This is a genomic window from Streptomyces sulfonofaciens (assembly GCF_014656295.1).
In the GTDB taxonomy this organism is placed as follows: domain Bacteria; phylum Actinomycetota; class Actinomycetes; order Streptomycetales; family Streptomycetaceae; genus Streptomyces; species Streptomyces sulfonofaciens.
This window is the reverse complement of sequence record NZ_BNCD01000015.1, coordinates 18,681-35,018: the sequence shown is the minus strand read 5'-3', so window position 1 is coordinate 35,018 and position 16,338 is coordinate 18,681. Positions and strand designations below refer to the sequence as shown.

The 16,338-nt window shown below is 74.4% G+C and carries 19 protein-coding genes; 5 read left to right on the top strand and 14 right to left on the bottom strand.

The window, feature by feature from the left end; genetic code table 11:
• Nucleotides 1–121: 121 nt before the first annotated feature.
• Nucleotides 122–322 carry a DUF5133 domain-containing protein gene (locus IE313_RS23135; protein ID WP_189935335.1) on the top strand — a complete coding sequence of 67 codons (201 nt, stop codon included), beginning with the start codon at nucleotides 122–124 and terminating at the stop codon, nucleotides 320–322.
• A 138-nt stretch (nucleotides 323–460) separates the two neighbouring features.
• Here IE313_RS23135 and IE313_RS23130 read toward each other — a convergent pair whose 3' ends face one another.
• The 12 genes from IE313_RS23130 to IE313_RS23075 form a co-directional block, all read right to left on the bottom strand.
• Nucleotides 461–2,701 (bottom strand): catalase, encoded by a 2,241-nt coding sequence (locus IE313_RS23130; protein ID WP_189935333.1) that lies wholly within the window; start codon nucleotides 2,699–2,701, stop codon nucleotides 461–463.
• A gap of 240 nt (nucleotides 2,702–2,941) precedes the next feature.
• Nucleotides 2,942–4,414 (bottom strand): aminotransferase class I/II-fold pyridoxal phosphate-dependent enzyme, encoded by a 1,473-nt coding sequence (locus IE313_RS23125; protein WP_189935331.1) that lies wholly within the window; start codon nucleotides 4,412–4,414, stop codon nucleotides 2,942–2,944.
• Between the two features lie 139 nt (nucleotides 4,415–4,553).
• Entirely contained in the window at nucleotides 4,554–4,817 is a 264-nt protein-coding gene (locus IE313_RS23120; RefSeq protein WP_189935657.1) for a gas vesicle protein K, read from the bottom strand.
• Between the two features lie 68 nt (nucleotides 4,818–4,885).
• Nucleotides 4,886–5,089, bottom strand: coding sequence for a gas vesicle protein (locus IE313_RS23115; protein ID WP_189935329.1), 204 nt, complete (start codon nucleotides 5,087–5,089; stop codon nucleotides 4,886–4,888).
• Nucleotides 5,086–6,033, bottom strand: a complete 948-nt coding sequence (locus IE313_RS23110) for a GvpL/GvpF family gas vesicle protein (protein WP_189935327.1) — start codon at nucleotides 6,031–6,033, stop codon at nucleotides 5,086–5,088. The genes IE313_RS23115 and IE313_RS23110 overlap by 4 nt, the downstream gene beginning before the upstream one ends.
• The gene (locus IE313_RS23105) at nucleotides 6,030–6,449 is read right to left on the bottom strand and encodes a gas vesicle protein (RefSeq protein ID WP_189935325.1); all 420 of its coding nucleotides are present in this window, start codon (nucleotides 6,447–6,449) and stop codon (nucleotides 6,030–6,032) included. Before IE313_RS23105 ends, IE313_RS23110 begins: the two co-directional genes overlap by 4 nt.
• Nucleotides 6,446–7,624, bottom strand: coding sequence for an SRPBCC family protein (locus tag IE313_RS23100; RefSeq protein ID WP_189935323.1), 1,179 nt, complete (start codon nucleotides 7,622–7,624; stop codon nucleotides 6,446–6,448). Before IE313_RS23100 ends, IE313_RS23105 begins: the two co-directional genes overlap by 4 nt.
• On the bottom strand, nucleotides 7,617–8,240 hold the full coding sequence (locus IE313_RS23095) for a DNA primase (RefSeq protein ID WP_189935321.1): 624 nt from the start codon (nucleotides 8,238–8,240) through the stop codon (nucleotides 7,617–7,619). The genes IE313_RS23100 and IE313_RS23095 overlap by 8 nt, the downstream gene beginning before the upstream one ends.
• Before the next feature lie 70 nt (nucleotides 8,241–8,310).
• Nucleotides 8,311–8,616 (bottom strand): gas vesicle protein GvpG, encoded by a 306-nt coding sequence (locus IE313_RS23090; RefSeq protein WP_189935320.1) that lies wholly within the window; start codon nucleotides 8,614–8,616, stop codon nucleotides 8,311–8,313.
• Nucleotides 8,617–8,620: 4 nt separating this feature from the next.
• Nucleotides 8,621–9,397 carry a GvpL/GvpF family gas vesicle protein gene (locus tag IE313_RS23085; protein WP_189935317.1) on the bottom strand — a complete coding sequence of 259 codons (777 nt, stop codon included), beginning with the start codon at nucleotides 9,395–9,397 and terminating at the stop codon, nucleotides 8,621–8,623.
• Nucleotides 9,398–9,403: 6 nt separating this feature from the next.
• On the bottom strand, nucleotides 9,404–9,868 hold the full coding sequence (locus IE313_RS23080; RefSeq protein WP_189935315.1) for a gas vesicle structural protein GvpA: 465 nt from the start codon (nucleotides 9,866–9,868) through the stop codon (nucleotides 9,404–9,406).
• Nucleotides 9,869–10,072: 204 nt separating this feature from the next.
• The gene (locus IE313_RS23075) at nucleotides 10,073–10,426 is read right to left on the bottom strand and encodes a gas vesicle protein GvpO (protein WP_189935313.1); all 354 of its coding nucleotides are present in this window, start codon (nucleotides 10,424–10,426) and stop codon (nucleotides 10,073–10,075) included.
• A 285-nt stretch (nucleotides 10,427–10,711) separates the two neighbouring features.
• On the opposite strand from IE313_RS23075, the gene IE313_RS23070 reads away from it, so the two are divergent.
• Nucleotides 10,712–11,170, top strand: a complete 459-nt coding sequence (locus tag IE313_RS23070; RefSeq protein ID WP_189935311.1) for an RICIN domain-containing protein — start codon at nucleotides 10,712–10,714, stop codon at nucleotides 11,168–11,170.
• On the opposite strand, the gene IE313_RS23065 is transcribed toward IE313_RS23070, so the two are convergent.
• On the bottom strand, nucleotides 11,163–12,740 hold the full coding sequence (locus IE313_RS23065) for an FAD-dependent oxidoreductase (protein WP_189935309.1): 1,578 nt from the start codon (nucleotides 12,738–12,740) through the stop codon (nucleotides 11,163–11,165). The genes IE313_RS23070 and IE313_RS23065 overlap by 8 nt on opposite strands.
• A 348-nt stretch (nucleotides 12,741–13,088) precedes the next feature.
• Here IE313_RS23065 and IE313_RS23060 point away from each other — a divergent pair, with 348 nt between their 5' ends.
• Genes IE313_RS23060 through IE313_RS23050 form a run of 3 tightly spaced genes read left to right on the top strand, consistent with a single transcriptional unit; the run spans nucleotide 13,089 to nucleotide 15,356 of the window.
• Nucleotides 13,089–13,928 carry a methyltransferase gene (locus IE313_RS23060; RefSeq protein ID WP_189935307.1) on the top strand — a complete coding sequence of 280 codons (840 nt, stop codon included), beginning with the start codon at nucleotides 13,089–13,091 and terminating at the stop codon, nucleotides 13,926–13,928.
• Nucleotides 13,912–14,289: a CDGSH iron-sulfur domain-containing protein gene (locus IE313_RS23055; protein WP_189935305.1), complete on the top strand. Its 378-nt coding sequence runs from the start codon at nucleotides 13,912–13,914 to the stop codon at nucleotides 14,287–14,289. Before IE313_RS23060 ends, IE313_RS23055 begins: the two co-directional genes overlap by 17 nt.
• The gene (locus tag IE313_RS23050) at nucleotides 14,286–15,356 is read left to right on the top strand and encodes an iron-containing redox enzyme family protein (protein WP_189935303.1); all 1,071 of its coding nucleotides are present in this window, start codon (nucleotides 14,286–14,288) and stop codon (nucleotides 15,354–15,356) included. The genes IE313_RS23055 and IE313_RS23050 overlap by 4 nt, the downstream gene beginning before the upstream one ends.
• 99 nt (nucleotides 15,357–15,455) lie before the next feature.
• Here the strand turns inward: IE313_RS23050 and IE313_RS35400 are convergent, their stop codons facing one another.
• Nucleotides 15,456–16,271, bottom strand: a complete 816-nt coding sequence (locus IE313_RS35400; RefSeq protein WP_229924872.1) for a TetR/AcrR family transcriptional regulator — start codon at nucleotides 16,269–16,271, stop codon at nucleotides 15,456–15,458.
• Nucleotides 16,272–16,338 lie beyond the last annotated feature (67 nt).

The window sequence follows — 16,338 nt, the reverse complement described above, 5'->3', positions numbered from 1 at the left end:
CGTGAGGGGGCTCGAGGGTGCCGCGGGGCGCGTACGGGTGCGCGGCTTCGCGGCCCGGTCAGGGAATCGGGGCGCGGTCCGGGCCCAGGCCCGGATCGCAGTCGTCTGGAGGGCCCGTCTGATGCTTCTGCCCGACAAACCCCAGGTCGTCCGTCTGCTGCACCGCTACCGCATCTGGGAGCGGCGGCTGGGCGACGTGCCGTCCGATCCGGTGGTGCGGCGGCGGTTCGAGGACACGGCGTACACGCTGTGCATACTCATGGGCCGGCGGACGGCGCGTGAGGCGGTGACGGCAGCGGAGCTCTACGTCCGCTCGCCGTGAGTCCGCCGGCCGCGAGGCCGCCCGCCCCTGCGAGGCCGCCCGGGCCGACTGCCCCCGCGGGGCGCGGCGGGCCGTACCCCGCGGCGGGTCCGACCGCCCCGCGGGGTACGGCCCGCCGCGCCGCTTGTCCGCGGGCGCTCAGGCACCGGCGGGGAAGCGGTCCCAGACGCGGTGCGAGGCCAGCAGGGCGAAGACCCGGTCGAGGATGCCTCCCGCGCCGTCGCCGACCACCACGCCCGCGGCGTCCTCGGGCACCCCGGCCTCCTGAAGGACCCGCCCCGCGCCGCCCCAGGCCCCGATCGCCTTTCCGTGCCGGTACGCCTCGCCGAGCAGCAGGAGCACCCTCGGGTCGCTCGCCGCGTCAGCCGGTGCTGCGGGGTCGGCCGCCTTGGCGTCCCGCGCCCCGTAGGCGTCCGCACCCGGCCCGGTGACCCCGGCCAGCAGCACGGCGTCGAACTCGACCGACCGCGCCGTGGCGAAGGTGCGCTGCACCGCGACCGGCTGCGTGCTGCCGTTCTGCAGGGCACCGCCGGCCGGTGCGATCACCAGCGGCACCATCCCGGCGTCCAGTATCGAGCCGCGTGCCGACCGCACCGCGTCCAGGTCGCAGCCCTCGTCTGCGACGATCCCGACGACCCGCCCCTCGACGGGCCACTGACGGCCCAGTTGGGAGAGCGCCGGGCTGGGCTCCACCGCGGCCAGCGGCCGGTCGGGATCCGGCGCGGCGAGGCCGAGGCCGCGCGCCACGCCCTGGCACAGCTCCGCGTCGATGTTGGCCAGCACCTGGAGCGCCCGCTGCTTGATCGCCGTCTCGTGGCACTTGTTCAGCTCGAAGGTGTACGCGCCGATGATGTGCTCCCGCTCGACGGGCGTCATGCTGAGCCAGAACCGCCGCGGCTGGCTGAAGTGGTCGTCGAAGGAGGCCGGCGCCCCGCGCTCCTTCTTCGCCGCCGGCAGGTCGACCGGCACCTCGATGTACGCGCCCTCGTCCCGGCCCGCGAGGAACGGGCACCCGCCGTCCAGCGAGTTCGGCCGGTACGGTGCCGTGCCCCGGTGGACGGCGGTCTGGTGCATGCCGTCCCGCAGCATGTCGTTGACCGGGGCGTGCGGACGGTTGATGGGCAGTTGGGCGAAGTTCGGGCCGCCGAGGCGGGTGATCTGGGTGTCGATGTACGAGAAGAGCCGGCCGGCGAGCAGCGGGTCGTCGGTGATGTCGATGCCGGGCACGAGGTGGCCCGGGTGGAAGGCGACCTGCTCGGTCTCCGCGAAGAAGTTCGTCGGGTTGGCGTTCAGCGTGAGCAGCCCGATCGGCTGCACGGGGGCCAGTTCCTCGGGGACGATGTTCGTCGGGTCGAGCAGGTCGATCCCCTCGAAGGACTGCTCCTCGTTGTCGGGGAAGGTCTGCACGCCCAGCTCCCACTCCGGGAACGCACCGGCCTCGATGGCGTCCGCCAGGTCGCGGCGGTGGAAGTCGGGGTCCATGCCGTTGCTGATCTGGGCCTCCTCCCAGACCAGGGAGTGGATGCCCAGCTTCGGCTTCCAGTGGAACTTCACCAGGGTGGTCTCGCCCCGGGCGTTCACCATCCGGAAGGTGTGGACGCCGAAACCCTCCATCGTCCGGTACGAGCGGGGGATGCCGCGGTCCGACATGTTCCACAGCGTGTGGTGGGTGGCCTCGGTGTGCAGGGTGACGAAGTCCCAGAAGGTGTCGTGGGCGCTCTGGGCCTGCGGGATCTCGCGGTCGGGGTGCGGCTTGGCGGCGTGCACGACGTCCGGGAACTTGATGGCGTCCTGGATGAAGAACACCGGGATGTTGTTGCCGACCAGGTCGAAGACGCCCTCGGTGGTGTAGAACTTCGTGGCGAAGCCCCGGGTGTCGCGCACCGCGTCCGCCGAGCCGCGTGAACCCAGCACCGTGGAGAACCGTACGAAGACGGGCGTCTCCACGTCCTCGCCGAGGAAGGCCGCCTTGGTGATCTGCTCGGCGCTGCCGTACCCGCGGAAGACCCCGTGCGCCGCGGCGCCGCGGGCGTGCACCACCCGTTCGGGTATGCGCTCGTGGTCGAAGTGGGTGATTTTCTCCCGCAGGTGGTGGTCCTGGAGCAGCACGGGGCCGCGGCGGCCGGCCTTGAGCGAGTGGTCGCTGTCGTAGGGCCGGTTGCCCTGCGCGGTGGTGAGGTACGCGCCGCGCTGTGCGGACCTGCCCCGGTCCCCGTCGGTGGGCGCTCCGGTGGGGCTGTAGGGCTCGGGAGCGCTCTGGTCCGCCTTCGGGGGCAGCGGGTCGCGGGGCGTGGTGGGCTCGGCCACCGGCGGCGACTCGGGGCCCGGCTTGCCGGGGATCCCGTCCCCGGCGGCCTTCTTCTGCTTCTTCTCGTTCATCGCTCCTCCGTAGCTGCGCGCGTACCTCGGAAGGCTTCGGGTCGGCGTGACACCGCCCCGGCGGACGGCGGGCTCGGCCGGCCGGCAGGACCGGCACCCGCCGGCGCACACCGGCCGAAGCCGGCGGGTACGCCGCTGAGTACCCCCTGCCGCGGATCCGACGCCTGCGGTTCCCGGAGGCGCTCGGGGCCGCCCCGCGGCCGGCGCCGTCCCCGGCCCCGGCGCCGTCCGCCCCGGGCGTCACTCGGCCCGTACGCGGACCGTGTACAGCTCGGGGTCATGCGCGTCCGGAAGGTGCATGCCGGCCTGGACACCGGAGCGCAGGTAGCGCAGGACGGGTTCGTTCAGCCGTTCGCCGGGCATGGCGACCGGGATGCCGGGCGGGTACGGGGTGATCATCTCCGCGGCGACCCGGCCGGCCGCCTCGGCCACCGGCACGTCCTCGGTGCGGCCGAAGTACGCCTCCCGGGGCGGGCAGCACTGTTCGAGCCGTAGCTCGTGCGGCTCGGGCACCACCACGCGGACCGGCGCGTCGAAGCCGTCGGCCGAGTGCGCCAGGTCCTTCAGCGCGGCGAGCAGGACCCCCGCGGTCTGCTCGTCGTCGGCGTGGGTGAGCTGGGTGTTGATCCTGCGGTGGTCGGAGATGTGGACGTCGACGCGGTGCCGCTCGCGCAGCCAGTCGGCCGCCTGGTAGCCGCTCACGCCGAGACCGCCGACGTCGATCACGACGGGCAGCGGGTCCAGGTCGTGGGCGAGGCCGGGGCCGCAGACCTCCGCCCGGTCCATCACGTGCAGGCCCTCGATCTCCTCGATCGCCGCCCGTACCGTGCCGGCCAGGTCGAGCGCGCGGCCGAGCAGGGCGTGCCCCTGCTCCACCATCTGCCGCCGCCAGCCGTCGAGCCCGGCGTACAGCAGGACGGAGGGGCTGGTGGTGCCCAGCAGATCCGCCCGGGACTTCAGCGTCCCCGGGCTGATCAGGTCGCCCTGGAGGTGGAAGACCGAGCCCTGTTCCAGGCCGCTGCCCATCTTGTGGATGCTGGTGACGCACACGTCGGCGCCCGCGTCCATGGCCCAGGCCGGCAGGTCCGGGTGGAACGGCAGGTGGGCACCCCATGCCTCGTCCACGATCAGGGGCCGTGCGCGGCGGTGGCAGACTTCGGCGATGCCCGCCACGTCCGCGCAGGTCCCGTACGGCGTGGGGCTGGTGACCAGGGCGCCGAGGGCGTCCGGATGCCGGGTGAAGGCGTCCTCGAACGCCGCGGGCGACGGCGGGTGCGCGAGCCGGCGTCCGGTGTCCCACTGCGGGTCCACCCACACGGGCCGGATGCCGGAGAGGATGAGCCCGGCGACCACCGACTTGTGGACGTCCCTGCCGATCAGCAGCTCTTGGCCCGAGCTGGCGACGGACAGCATCGCGGCCTTGACGGACAGCGAGCTGCCGCAGGTGGAGAAGAAGGTGTACTCGGCGTGCACGGCGTCCGCCATCAGCTCCTCGGCACGCTCCAGCACCCGGCCCCGCATACGCCGGTCGTCCAGGCCGCCGACCAGCAGCACGTCGTTGTGGAAGACCGCGTCGCCGAGCGCCTCGCGCACCCGGGGGTCGGCGCCTCTGGCCTGCTTGTGGCCGGGCGGGGTGAAGGACGCCCCGTCCGACTTGCGGTGGCGGGCGAGCGCTTCCAGGATCGGGGCGTGGGAATGATCACGTGGGTTCATAGGGTCACCGGGGGTCGGGGGCGGTGGTCTCGGTTTCGCCGGGCGGTCCCTCCCGGCCGTGCGGCGCCGGGTTCCCCCTCACGGGGTTTTCTCACCCGGCGGCTGCCGGACGCGCTCACCCGGCGGGTGCCGGGTGAACTCACTGCCGCGGCAGCAGCGGGCCGAGCGGCCCCAGGTCCAGGTTCAGGTCCTCGGGCCGCAGGCCGTAACGCTCGCGCAGTTCCGTCATCCGTTCGTCGAGCAGCATCAGCGTCAGGCCGATCCGCTCCTCCTGCTCGTCGGTCAGGTCGCCGGCGTCGACACGGCGCAGTGCCTGCCGCTCCATGAGCTGGCGCAGCAGTTCCACGACGGTGAGCACCAGCTTGACCAGGTCGCGCTCCACCGTGTCGGCGTCGAGCGAGATCCTGTTCCGGCCGGCCCTGTCCTCCTCGTCCTCCTCGTCCTCCTCGCGGGGGCGGGGCGCGGTGTCCGTCACGACGGTGTCGCCTCCTTCTCGGGCCAGGGCGCGGGGACCTCTGCGCGGACCGCGCTGATCAGTGCGTTCAGGTCGATGCGCACCAGGTCGACGTCCGCGATCCGCAGGGTGAGGTTGCCGGTGACGACGACACCGCCGGCCAGCAACCGGTCGAGCAGGTCGACGAGGGCGACCTCCCGGTGCTCCAAAGCCGTGGTCATCGCGGCTCCAGCCCGGTCCGCGCCGTCCCGTCCCGCCCGGCCCCGGCCCGCGCCGGGCGCGGCGCCGGTACGGCCGCGGCGGTCGGCCGCACGCCCTCCTGGCCTGTGCCGTCCGGCCCGCCGGATTCGGCGGATTCGCCGGATTCGGCGGAGTCGGCGGCATCGGCGGCATCGGCGTCGGCGGAGTCCGCGGCGCCGAAGGAGTACGCCGCCCACGGCCCGGTCAGCTCCACGCGCAGCCCGGGGGCCTCGCCATCGGCCCGTCGCACGGCCTCGGCGAACTCCGCGGCGCGCTCCCGGTCGACGAGGTACGCGGCGTTGAGCACGTTGCGGCCCGGGGCGCCGGACAGCTCGGCACTCTGCGGCCGGTGCAGCCGCTCGGCCGCGGAGTGCCCGGCGAGGACGCGCCGCAGCCGTCCTGCGAACTCCTCCGCGTACTGCCAGGACCGCTCCCGGCCGTCCCGCTCGGCGCGCCTGCGGCGCAGGTAGTCACGGCCGCTCGCGGGCCGGTCGGGACCGCCGCCCGCCGCCCGGCCGGCGTCCGCCGCCGGCTCCGCGTACACCTTGACGCCCCATTCGACCCGTCCGGCCAGCCGCTCCAGCAGGTTCTCGAAGTCGTCGTACCGGCTGTGCAGCATCTCGCGCACACCGTCGCGCGCGTGGAAGACCGTGGCCAGCCGCAGGGGCAGCGGACTGGTCACCCGGCTGAGCGCGGCCAGCACCTCGTCGTGGCGGCGGGCGGTGGCGGCGAGCCAGTCCAGGTCCTCCAGACGGGCGCGCAGGGCCGCCTCGCAGAAGTCGCCCTCGGGCACCTCCCCGACGACCGCGACGAGGTCACGGTGCCGCAGCAGTTCGGGCGGCGCCCCGGCGACGCCGGTGAGCCCGGAATCCAGCGGCTCGTCGAAGGGGCGGCAGACGGCGTACACGTACCAGGAACCGCTCATCGCTCCCGCCCCCTCGCCACCGCGCCGGCGTCCGTGCCTTCCGTGTCTTCCGTGTCTTCCGTGTCTTCCGCGGCGGGGGACCCGTCGGCGTCCTGCCCGCCCGCGGTGAGTTCCTCGATACGGGCCCTCAGCTCCGCGTTCTCCTCGGCGAGGTCCCGGCCGCGGGCGCGGCTGGAGAGGGCCGGATCGTCCTCCCACCAGTCGATGCCCATCTCCTTCGCCTTGTCGACGGAGGCGACCACCAGCCGCAGCTTGATGGTGAGCAGTTCGATGTCGAGCAGGTTGATCCGGATGTCGCCCGCGATCACGATGCCCGTGTTGAGCACCCGCTCCAGGATGTCGGCGAGGTTGCCACCACCGCCGGCCGCGTACGGATCGGGCAGCGACCGTGCGGTGGACGTCAGCGGCGTGGTCATCGGCGGCTCCGGGCACGCGCTCCGGTGCGGGCGCGGTGGCGGCTGCGGGCCGCTGCGCGCTCGTCCGCCGACGGCTCCGCCTCGGGTTCGGCCTCGGACTCGTCCTCGGCGTACCCGCCGTCCTCGTAGGCGTCCTCGGCCTCGTCCTCCTCGTACTCCCCTTCGCCCTCGTCCTCCTCGTACTCCCCTTCGCCCTCGTCCTCCTCGTACTCCCCTTCGGCCTCGTCCTCGGCCTCGGCGGGTTCCTCCTGCTCGTAGCCGTAGTCCGCCTCGTCCTCGTACTCGCCGGCCGGCTCCTCGGCGGCCTCGGGCTCCTCTTCCCCGGCGCGCGCTCCCTCGTCGCCGCGCACCACCTCGCCGTCCCGGAGCTCATCGGGCCGGCCGCCGCTCGCCTCGCCGTTCAGGGAGACGAACCGGGCGAAGTCCTTGAGGTCGAACCGGGCCCTGCGGTCCTGAGCGCGCCAGATGTTGCCGGTCTTCTCGACGAAGCCGACGGGGTGGTACTCCATGATCAGTTGGAGCCTGGTCAGCCGCGGTGCCAGCTCGTGGAAGGTGACCACGCCCTTCGTGGGGCCGAGCTCGCCCTCCGACTCCCAGGCGATCCGCTCGTCCGGGAGCTGCTCGGAGGTCATGGTCTTGTAGCCGCCGTGGGACAGGAAGATCTTGAACCGCCAGTCGGACCCGGTGTCCTCCGGGACGTCGACGTCCTCGACACCCCTGGCGAAGCCGCTGTACTCCTGGTACCGCGTCCACTGGTCGTAGGCGGTGCGCAGCGGAACACCCACGTCCATGGACTCCATCAGCACCGTGGGCTTGCCGCGGCCCTTCTTGCCGCCTTTCCTCCCGTCCTCACCTCCCGGGAGGACACCCTTGACGGTGTCCTTGAGGCGAGACGCCCCCTTCCCGGCCAGGGAGCCCAGCGGGTTGTGCCCGGCGAGCTTCCTGCCGCCTTCCACAGCGAGCCTGCCGAGGCCCGGGCTCTTGCCATCGGCGATGTCCGTCAGCCGGGCGGTGCCCTGTCCGAGCTTGTGCCCGACGCCCGAGACCAGGCGCTCCACCTGGGCGCCCAGGTAGTCCCGGGCCTCCGCCTTGAGGCGGTCGGCCGCCGGGCTGCCGGCGATCCCGTGGAGCGTACCCCCGGTTGCCTGCTGTGCGGTGGACCTGGTGTCAGCCACGGTCGCCGCCTCCCTTCGCCGAGCGCTGCCGCGCGGCCGGGCGCGCCTCGCCGCGGGCCGCGGCGGCCCTCTTGCCGGGCGGCACACGGCCGGGGCTCCGCTTGGCCGCCGCCCGCTTCCCCGGAGGCGGGGCCTTCTTCGCCGGTGCCTTCTTGGCCGGTGCCTTCTTCGCCGCCTTCTTGGCGGCGGCCTTCCTGGGCCGCGGAGGCTCCTCGCCCTCCGCCGGCTCGCGGCCCTCGGCCTCCTCGGGGACCTCCGCGTCCTCGCCCGTGTCCGGGGCCGCCCCTTCCCCCTCTTCGGCCTCTTCGGCCTGCTCGGGTTCTTCCGCCTCCGCTTCCCCGGTGTCCGACTCCTCCTCGGGCGGGGCCGCCTTCCCCTCCCGCACGCCGGCGGTCCGCTCGTGCAACCGGTCGGCCAGTTTCTCCAGCCGCCGCTCGATCAGGGCACCGGAAGCGGCCTTCCCCACCCCGCGCAGCTCACCGGTGAGCTGGTCGCCGACCTGCTTGAGCTGCGGGTTGCTGCGCAGTTGCTCGGTCACCACGCCCTTGAGCGCGGCCGGGTTCAACGGCAGCCGCCGACCCGCGGCCATGGCGCCGAGCACGAGTGCCAGCTTCATCTTCCTCGTGCGCCCGAGGAGGTATCCGGCCCCGACAGCGAGGCCCGTCGTCCTGCGGTTCATCGTGTCCTCAACCGCCTTCCGCTTCTCGTGGGGCCGTCCATCCGTCCTGTGTGCCGCCCTCGCCGCCCCAGGGTTCCGACGGGACCCCGCGGGAGCGTTCGAGGCGGTCGAGGAGTTCGTCCTCCAGACGGTCGAACTCCTCCTCGTCCAGTTCGCCGGCGGCGAGCCGCTCCTCGAGCCGGCCGAGCTCAGCGACGATCGCGGCCGGATCGTCGTACCGGCGCTCGGCCTCGGCCAGCACCTGCCGCATCACCCAGGCGCTGCCGCGCACCGGGGCCAGCGGAAGCAGGAGCACCTCACCGAGCAGTCCCATGGCCTCACTCCACCGTCTCGGACACGTGCCCGGCGCCGCGCGGCACCGCGGGCGCGGCGGGGCCGGGCTCGACGAAGCTGTACGGGGGCAGCGGGCCGTTGACGCGCAGCTCCAGGTGCGGCCGGTCGGCGCGCACCCGCTCGACGGCCGCGGTGAACGCCTCGACCGACGCCCGGTCGACCAGGAAGGAGACGTTCGCCACCCAGGCGGCGGACTCCGGGCCCGCCGCCACCCCGGCCGCCGCGGGCTCCAGCATCCGGTACAGCCGCTCGGCGTCCTCCGCCTCCTGGGCCTGGACGGCGGCCACCACCAGCTCGCCCAGCCGCATCCGCTGCTGGTAGCTGCCGCCGCCGGCCGCGTTGTTGGCGTCGCTCAGCTCCTTGATGTGCGGGTTGTGCGCCATCACGTGGCGCAGCACCGCGGCCTCCTGGTGGGTGGCCTTCACGTTGTACTCGACCTTGCCCGCCAGCGCCTTCAGCCGCTCGCGGAAGTGCCGGCCGCGCTCGGCGAGCACGCCGCGCACGGACGCGTCGTCCGGGGCGATGCTGCCGAACCGCATGGGCAGCACGGGGCCGTCCGCCTCCGCCCGGTAGAGCACCCGCTGGTGGGCCATCAGGTCCCGGCGCTTGGGCCGCAGCCCTTCCGGCGCGTCGCTGACGACCGCCGCGAGGCCGTTCTCGACGACGGTGCGCACCGCCCGGGCCGGTTCACCCACTCCGGTGGTGCCGTCAGGCAGGTCTGGGTGCGAGCACTCGGCGATGCCATAGACGTAGGTACTCATCCCCGCTCACTCCTCGTCGTCCGTGCGTGCCGTCCCGGACCTGGACCCGGAGCCGCTCGCCGCGGCCTTCTTGCGCGGGGCGCGGCGGCGGCGGGGCTCCTCCTCGCCGTCGTCCCCGTCCCGGCCCTGCTGGAAGGCGTGGGAAATCGTTTCTGCCGCACCGGAGAGCACACCCTTGGACTTGCCGCGCGCACCTGACTCGGTGATCTCGCCGACCAGGTCGGGCAGGCCGGGATCGCTGTGCGGCCCGGATTCCAGGTCGAGGCGGTTGCAGGCCTCGGCGAAGCGGAGGTAGGTGTCGACACTGGCCACCACGACCCGTGCGTCGATCTTGAGGATTTCGATGCCGACCAGTGAGACGCGCACGAAGGCGTCGATGACCAGTCCTCGGTCGAGTACGAGTTCCAGGACGTCGTACAGTCCGCTGCTGCCGCCGCCTCGGGATTGCTGTGCTGGGACCACGGTGGTCATACGACCGCCCCTCCTTGCTGTGGTGTGTGTTTGTTCTGCTGTTGTGTGTGGTGTTCGTCCTGTTTTGTATGACGTGTTCGCTGATGCTTCATCGTGTTCGCTGATGTGCGTCCGGTCGTCGTACCCGGTGTTCGCCACCGTCGCGCTCGATGCTTCCTGCGCTCAGGCGTGCACCAACCGCTCCCTGCGGCCCGGTGCCGCGCTTCAGCCGCGCTGGTGCGAATCGGCACGGCCCCGCTCGTAGCGGCGGACGCGCCGGTAGCCCATGAGCTCACCGTCCTGGTCCACCTGGACCTGGTAGCTGCCGATGAGGCTCATCGTGTCGGGTACCCTGGCCAGTTCCAGGACCTCGACCTCCAACGTCCAGCCGTCCTCGGACCGCTCGAACGAGGACACCGACTCCGCGGTCATCCCGGTCAGCTCGGTGAGCTGGGCACGTGCACGGTGCAGGATCTGCATCGGGCCCGGCGGCTTGTCACGCGCGCTCCCGGACCTCTGCTCGTCTGTCACGTCGCTGCTGTTCTCTTCGGTTGTGCCGTGATGCTTTCTCTGGGGCATTGGGCCACCTCGTCGGTTCGGGTGACCGGGATCGCCCCGTCCAAACCCCCGCCACCGGGGGTGACGGGTCCGAGCACGGTGGTGGTGCGCCCGGCGGGCGGGAGCGGCGCCCGTCGCGCGGCACGCCCGACCGGGGCCGGATCGCCCGAGGTCGCGTACAGTTCGATCTGCCGGCCGCGACCGGCGGCGTGGGCGGTACCGCTTCGCCCTCCGGTCATGGCGCGTGCCGCGCGCCCCTGCGGCCTGCCACCCCGCGTCGACCTCCATTCCGGACAGGAAGAGGGCATGCCCGTGGACCAACTGGTGCAGGACGGCGTCTACGTCCTGGAGAACGCCGCCTCCGGGAAGGTCCTCGACGTGCCGGGCGGCGGCTGGGACAACGGCCTGCCCGTGGCCGTGTGGCAGCGGCTCGGTCCGCACGGCAGCCCCGGCCAGCAGTGGGCGGTGGAGTTCGACCCGGCCCACGACGCGTACACCCTGCGCCGGCCCGACACGGAGAAGTTCCTGGACGTCGCCGGCGCCAGCCGTGCGGACGGCGCCGTGGTCCAGGTCTGGGAGGCCACGGACAGCGACGCCCAGCGGTGGCGGTTGGAGTCCCATGGCCCGGGCGGGCGGCTCGCCGTGGTCAACCTCGGCTCCGGCCGGCTGCTGACCGCGGCCGGCGACGACGACGGCGCCGCCGTGTGGCAGCGGACCTGCACCGGCGCGGACCACCAGCTCTGGCAGCTCGACGCGGTCAGTTGACGTCGTCGTGCCGTTGCCGCCGGCCGCCCGCCGGTGCCGCTTCGGCCGCCTTCAGCGGGTGCACCGCGGGCCCTTGGAGCACACGTCCGTCGGTGGCGAACCGCGACCCGTGGCACGGGCACTCCCAGGTACGCTCGGCGTCGTTGAACCGCACCAGGCAGCCCAGGTGCGTACAGCGCGCGGAAAGCGCGTGCAGGCCGCCCTCCTCGTCCCGGTACACGGCGCGGTGCCGTGCTCCGCTGCGCACCACCGCCCCGCGGCCGGGAGCGATGTCGTCCGTCGAGGGCTCCTCGCGGCCGGGCAGCCGGTCGCCCACGAAGTACCGGGCCGTCTCGGCCTGCCGCTCCACCAGGCCCCGGCCCTCGCGGGCTAGGTGCAGCCGGCGCGGGTCGTAGAGGCCAGCCCACGGCAGGCTCTCGCCCGCCATCAGCGACCGCAGCAGCCGCCCTGCGACCATCCCCCCGCTCATTCCCCAGCCGCCGAACCCGGTGGCGACGTACACGTGCCGGGCCGCGGGGTGCAGAAGGCCGATGAACGGCAGCCCGTCGGTGGTCGAGTTGTCCTGCGCCGCCCAGCGGTGCACCGGTTGCGCGGTGGGGAAGTGCTCCAGCATCCAGGCCGCCAGCCGTGCGTAGCGCTCCACCACCCCGCCGGTGCCCGGGAGGAACTTCTCCCCCGTGGCGATGAGCAGCCGGTGCTCCTCGTCCAAGGGCGCGGTGCGCAGGGATCGGGTGCGGTCCTCGGGCGTCAGGTACATGCCCTGCGGGTCGTCCTCCCGCGGGATGCGTCCGGTGACGACGAGTTCCCGGTGCGGAGCCATCCGCGCGAAGAGCAGCGCGCGGTCGAAGATCGGGTAGTGCGTGGCCACCACGACGTCGCGCGCGGTGATCTCGGCGCCCTGCGCGGTGCCGACCCGGCACGGTGAGCCCTCGTGGAGTCCGGTGACCCGGGTGTCCTCGAAGATCCGGCCGCCTCGGTCGGTGATGTCACGGGCCAGGCCGGCGAGGAACGCCAGCGGGTGGAACTGGGCCTGGTCCGGCACCCGGACCGCGCCCCGGACCGGGAACGGCAGCACGGTCGCCGCCACGAACTCCGCGTCGAGCCCGGCGTCCCGCGCCGCCTCCGCCTCCGCACGCAGTTCGTCCTCGCCCTCGCTGCGGGTCGTGTACGTGTAGGCGTCACGGCGTTCCCACCGGCAGTCGATGCCGAGTTCCGCACTCACCTCGCCCACCCGTTCCACGGCCTGGCTCTGCGAGGTGGCGTACCGGCGGGCCGCCTCGGCACCGAACGCGGTGCGCAGCCGGTGGTACGTGAGGCCCTGGAGCGCGGAGAGCTTCGCGGTGGTGTGACCGGTCACCCCCGCCCCCAGCCGGTCCGCCTCGACGAGGACGACGGAGCGGCCGGTGCGTGCCATCTCCCACGCGGTGCACACCCCCGCCAGACCGCCGCCGAGCACGGCGACGTCGGCCTGCGTGTCGGCGCGCAGCGGAGGGTACGGACGGGCGGGCTCCGGCGCCGTCTCCATCCAGAGCGACACCGGTGTACCGGGCAGTCGGGGCGACCTGGTCATGAAGGGCCTCTTTCCGTCACCGGGCGCGGTCCCTGTGCCGCGCCCCGGGTCATCGCGACGCGAGTATCCGGGGATGGCCGGCTCATACGTGGGCCCGGCAGCACGAGGACGTTTTAGCTGGTCGGGCCGGGCCCGGCGCACGACGGCGGACGGGCGTGACGCACACCGGCGGCCGGCCCGACGGCGTTCCGGGGACGCAGGCCGTGCGGACGAGGGACCGGTAGACCGGCCGGGGCGGGGTACGCGTAGGTGGTCCACAGGGCCGAAGGCGCCCGACCCGCTTCCGGCCGTCCGGCCGGGGCATCCGGCACGGCGCCCCCGGCCGACGCCGACTCGCGGAGGTTCTGCATGACGACCGCTTTCCGACCGGCCCCGGGCATCCCGGCCGGCCGCTTCGCACCGCTGGTGCCACCGGGCGTCTATGCGCCGCAGGAAGATACGTTCCTGCTGGCCGAGGCGCTGTCCCGGGAGCAGTTCGCGGCGGGGGCGGAGGTGCTGGACGTCGGCACCGGCAGTGGTGCGCTCGCCATCCGCGCGGCACGGCGGGGCGCGCGGGTCACCGCGGTGGACATCGGACGGCGTGCCGTACTGACCGCACGCCTGAACGCACTGTGTGCGGGCCAGCGGATCGCCGTGCACCGCGGGGACCTGTTCGGTCCGGTCCTGGGACGCTCCTTCGACCTGGTCCTCTGCAATCCCCCGTACGTCCCCACGCCCCCGCCCGGCGCGGCGGAGCGCCGCGTGGTGTCCGCTCCCCCGGAGCCGGGGGCGGGAACGGCGGCGGGGGCGCAATCCGGCGCCGACCGGGACGGCGACCCCCGGCGAGGAGTCGGGCCCGGCGGGACGCGGCGCGGCGGCGAGTGGCCCGCGGACCGGCCGCGGGGCGCCGGCCGGACCTTCGAAGGCGGTACCGACGGGCGGACCGTCCTGGACGCGATCTGCGCCGGCGCCGCCGGGGTGCTGCGGCCGCACGGAGCCCTGCTGCTGGTGCAGTCGGGGCTCTGCGGTGTCGAGGACACCCTCCACCGGCTGGCGCTCGGGGGCCTGCGGGGCACGGTCTGCGACCGCAGGCGCATTCCGTTCGGGCCGGTGCTGCGCGCCCGGCTGCCCTGGCTGCGCGCCCGCGGCCTGCTCACCGTGCGCGACGAGGACGAGGAACTGGTGGTCATCCGTGCCGAACGCATCTGATCCCGCGGCGCGCCGCCCCTGCCGCATCACCCTCGGCGCCGAGGGCCCGCTCCTGGTGCCCGGCCCGGTCGAGGTGGTGCTCGACGACGGCACGGTGGCCACGTCGGACCGCTTCACCGTGGCCGTCTGCACCTGCCGGCGCACGCGGACCCCGCCCTGGTGTGACACCAGCCACCGCAGGCACCGAAGAAAAGCGTCCCGGCCGGGCGGGACACCGCGCGACGGCGCGCGGGACGACGACACACCGCACAGCGGCACACCGCGCGACGACGGCCCACCGCGCGGAGCGGCGGGGGCGGGCCCCGGGCCCGCCGGCACCGGCGGGGCCCGCCCGCACGACACTCAGGGAGAGGAACGATGACGGCACCGGTACGAGCCACGGAACAGGCCCCGGGGCGGCCGCCGCACGGCAGGTCGCGCACCGCGGGCCCGCCCGGCGGCCCCCCGCTGCCCGGTCCCCGCGGCGAGCTGTCCGGCGCCGTGCGCGCCGCGCTGGTCTCGCCCGACCCGGACCGTACCGCCCTGCCCGGCGCGCGCGAGACCGCGGCCGCGGACCCGTACGGCGACGACCTCCAGCTCGCCCTGTACCTCCTGTACGAACTGCACTACCGCGGCTTCGCCGGCGTCGGACCCGACAGGGAGTGGGACGCCCGGCTGCTGGGCCTGCGAGCCCGGCTGGAGCGGTGCTTCGAGGCGGCGCTGCACGACGCCGTGCCGCGGGGCGCGGACGTCACGGCCGCTCTGGACGCGCTGCTGGTCGAGCCCGCCGAGGACGACGGCACCGACATCAGCCGCTTCCTGTCCCGTGCCGGGAGCCTGGGGCACCTGCGCGAGTACGCCGCGTTCCGCTCGCTGTACCACCTCAAGGAGGCCGACCCGCACGCCTGGGTCATCCCGCGTCTGCGGGGCCGCGCCAAGGCCGCCATGGTGGCGGTCGAGTACGACGAGTTCGGCGCGGGCCGGGCGGAGGGGGTGCACGCCGAACTGTTCGCCGCGCTGATGGCCGACCTCGGCCTGGACCCCGCCTACGGCCGCTATCTGGACCGGGCGCCCGCCGCGGCCCTCGCCACCGTCAACCTGATGTCCCTGTTCGGCCTGCACCGCGCCCACCGCGGGGCACTGGTCGGGCACTTCGCCTCGGTGGAGGTGACGTCGTCGCCCGCCTCGGCGCGGCTGGCCGCAGCCATGCGGCGCACCGGCGCCGGACCCGCCGCGGAGCACTTCTACACCGAGCACGTGGAGGCCGACGCCGTGCACGAGCAGGTGGTGCGCCGCGAGGTCGTGGACGGCCTGCTCACCGAGGAGCCCGACCTCGCCGCGGACCTCGTCTTCGGCATCCGCGCCACCGGCCACCTGGACCGCCTGCTGGCCGCCCACGCCCTGCCCCGCTGGCGGTCCGGCCGCACCGCGCTGCGCAGCCCCCTGTGAGCACCGCGGGCGGCGCGCGGCGCCCGCCGGCACACCTCGCCACACGTGCCGGGCGGCCGCCCCGGCAGGGGGTCCGGGCCCGGCGCGGACCGCGCCGGCTCAGGCCGCTCCGGACCCGGCTCCGGGTCCGAACCGCTCCGGCGCCAGGGAGGCGAGCAGGGCGGAGACCACGCGGTCGGTGGCCGCGGCCATGTCCACCGCCTCGGGCGAGAGCAGCCACTGCACCTGGAGGCCGTCCATCACCGCGATGACGGCGTTGGCGACATGCTCCACCTCCCGCCGCTCGGCCTCCCACCCCTCCCACTCCCCGCTCCCCGCGGGCCCGGTGGCCGCGGGCCCGGCTTCCGCGGGCTCGCTCCCCGCGGGCCGGGTCTGCGGATGCTCCCTCTCCGGCCGCTCCTCCCGGGCCCGCCCGCTCCCCGGCCGTCCGGCCGGTCCCAGGCCGCAGGCTTCGCACAGCGCATCGGCGACGAAGGTGCGCAGGCCCGTGTAGCGGTCCCGGAAGTACGCCTGGGCCGGGTGCCCCTCGGTCACGCTCTCCGCGGACAGCACGGCGTAGAGCCGTACGATCCCCTCCCGCTCGGCGTTCCTGTGGGCGGTGTCGACCAGGTGCCGCAGGAACGCCAGGCCGCGCGGCCGTTCCGGCCCGAGCTGCTCGATGTCGGTCTGGTCGCGCAGCTCCAGCACGCCGGTGAGCAGCAGCGCCTTGGAACGGAAGTAGTGCAGCACCCCTGCCTGGGTGAGCCCGACGCGGTCGGCGATCTCCGCGAGCGAGGCGTTGTGGTAGCCGCGGGCGGCGAAGGTCTCCACCGCGGTGTGCAGGATCTCCTGGCGCCGCCGCTGGGCCTCGGGGCTGCGCGGAAGGCGGGGTGCGGGTCTCCCGGACGCCCGCCCCCGCGCCGTGTCGTCGGTCACCAGGCGCAGTGTACGGCGCCCCGGGCCCGTGTCCCGCGCCGTGCGAGGGCCGGACATCAAGTCCGGA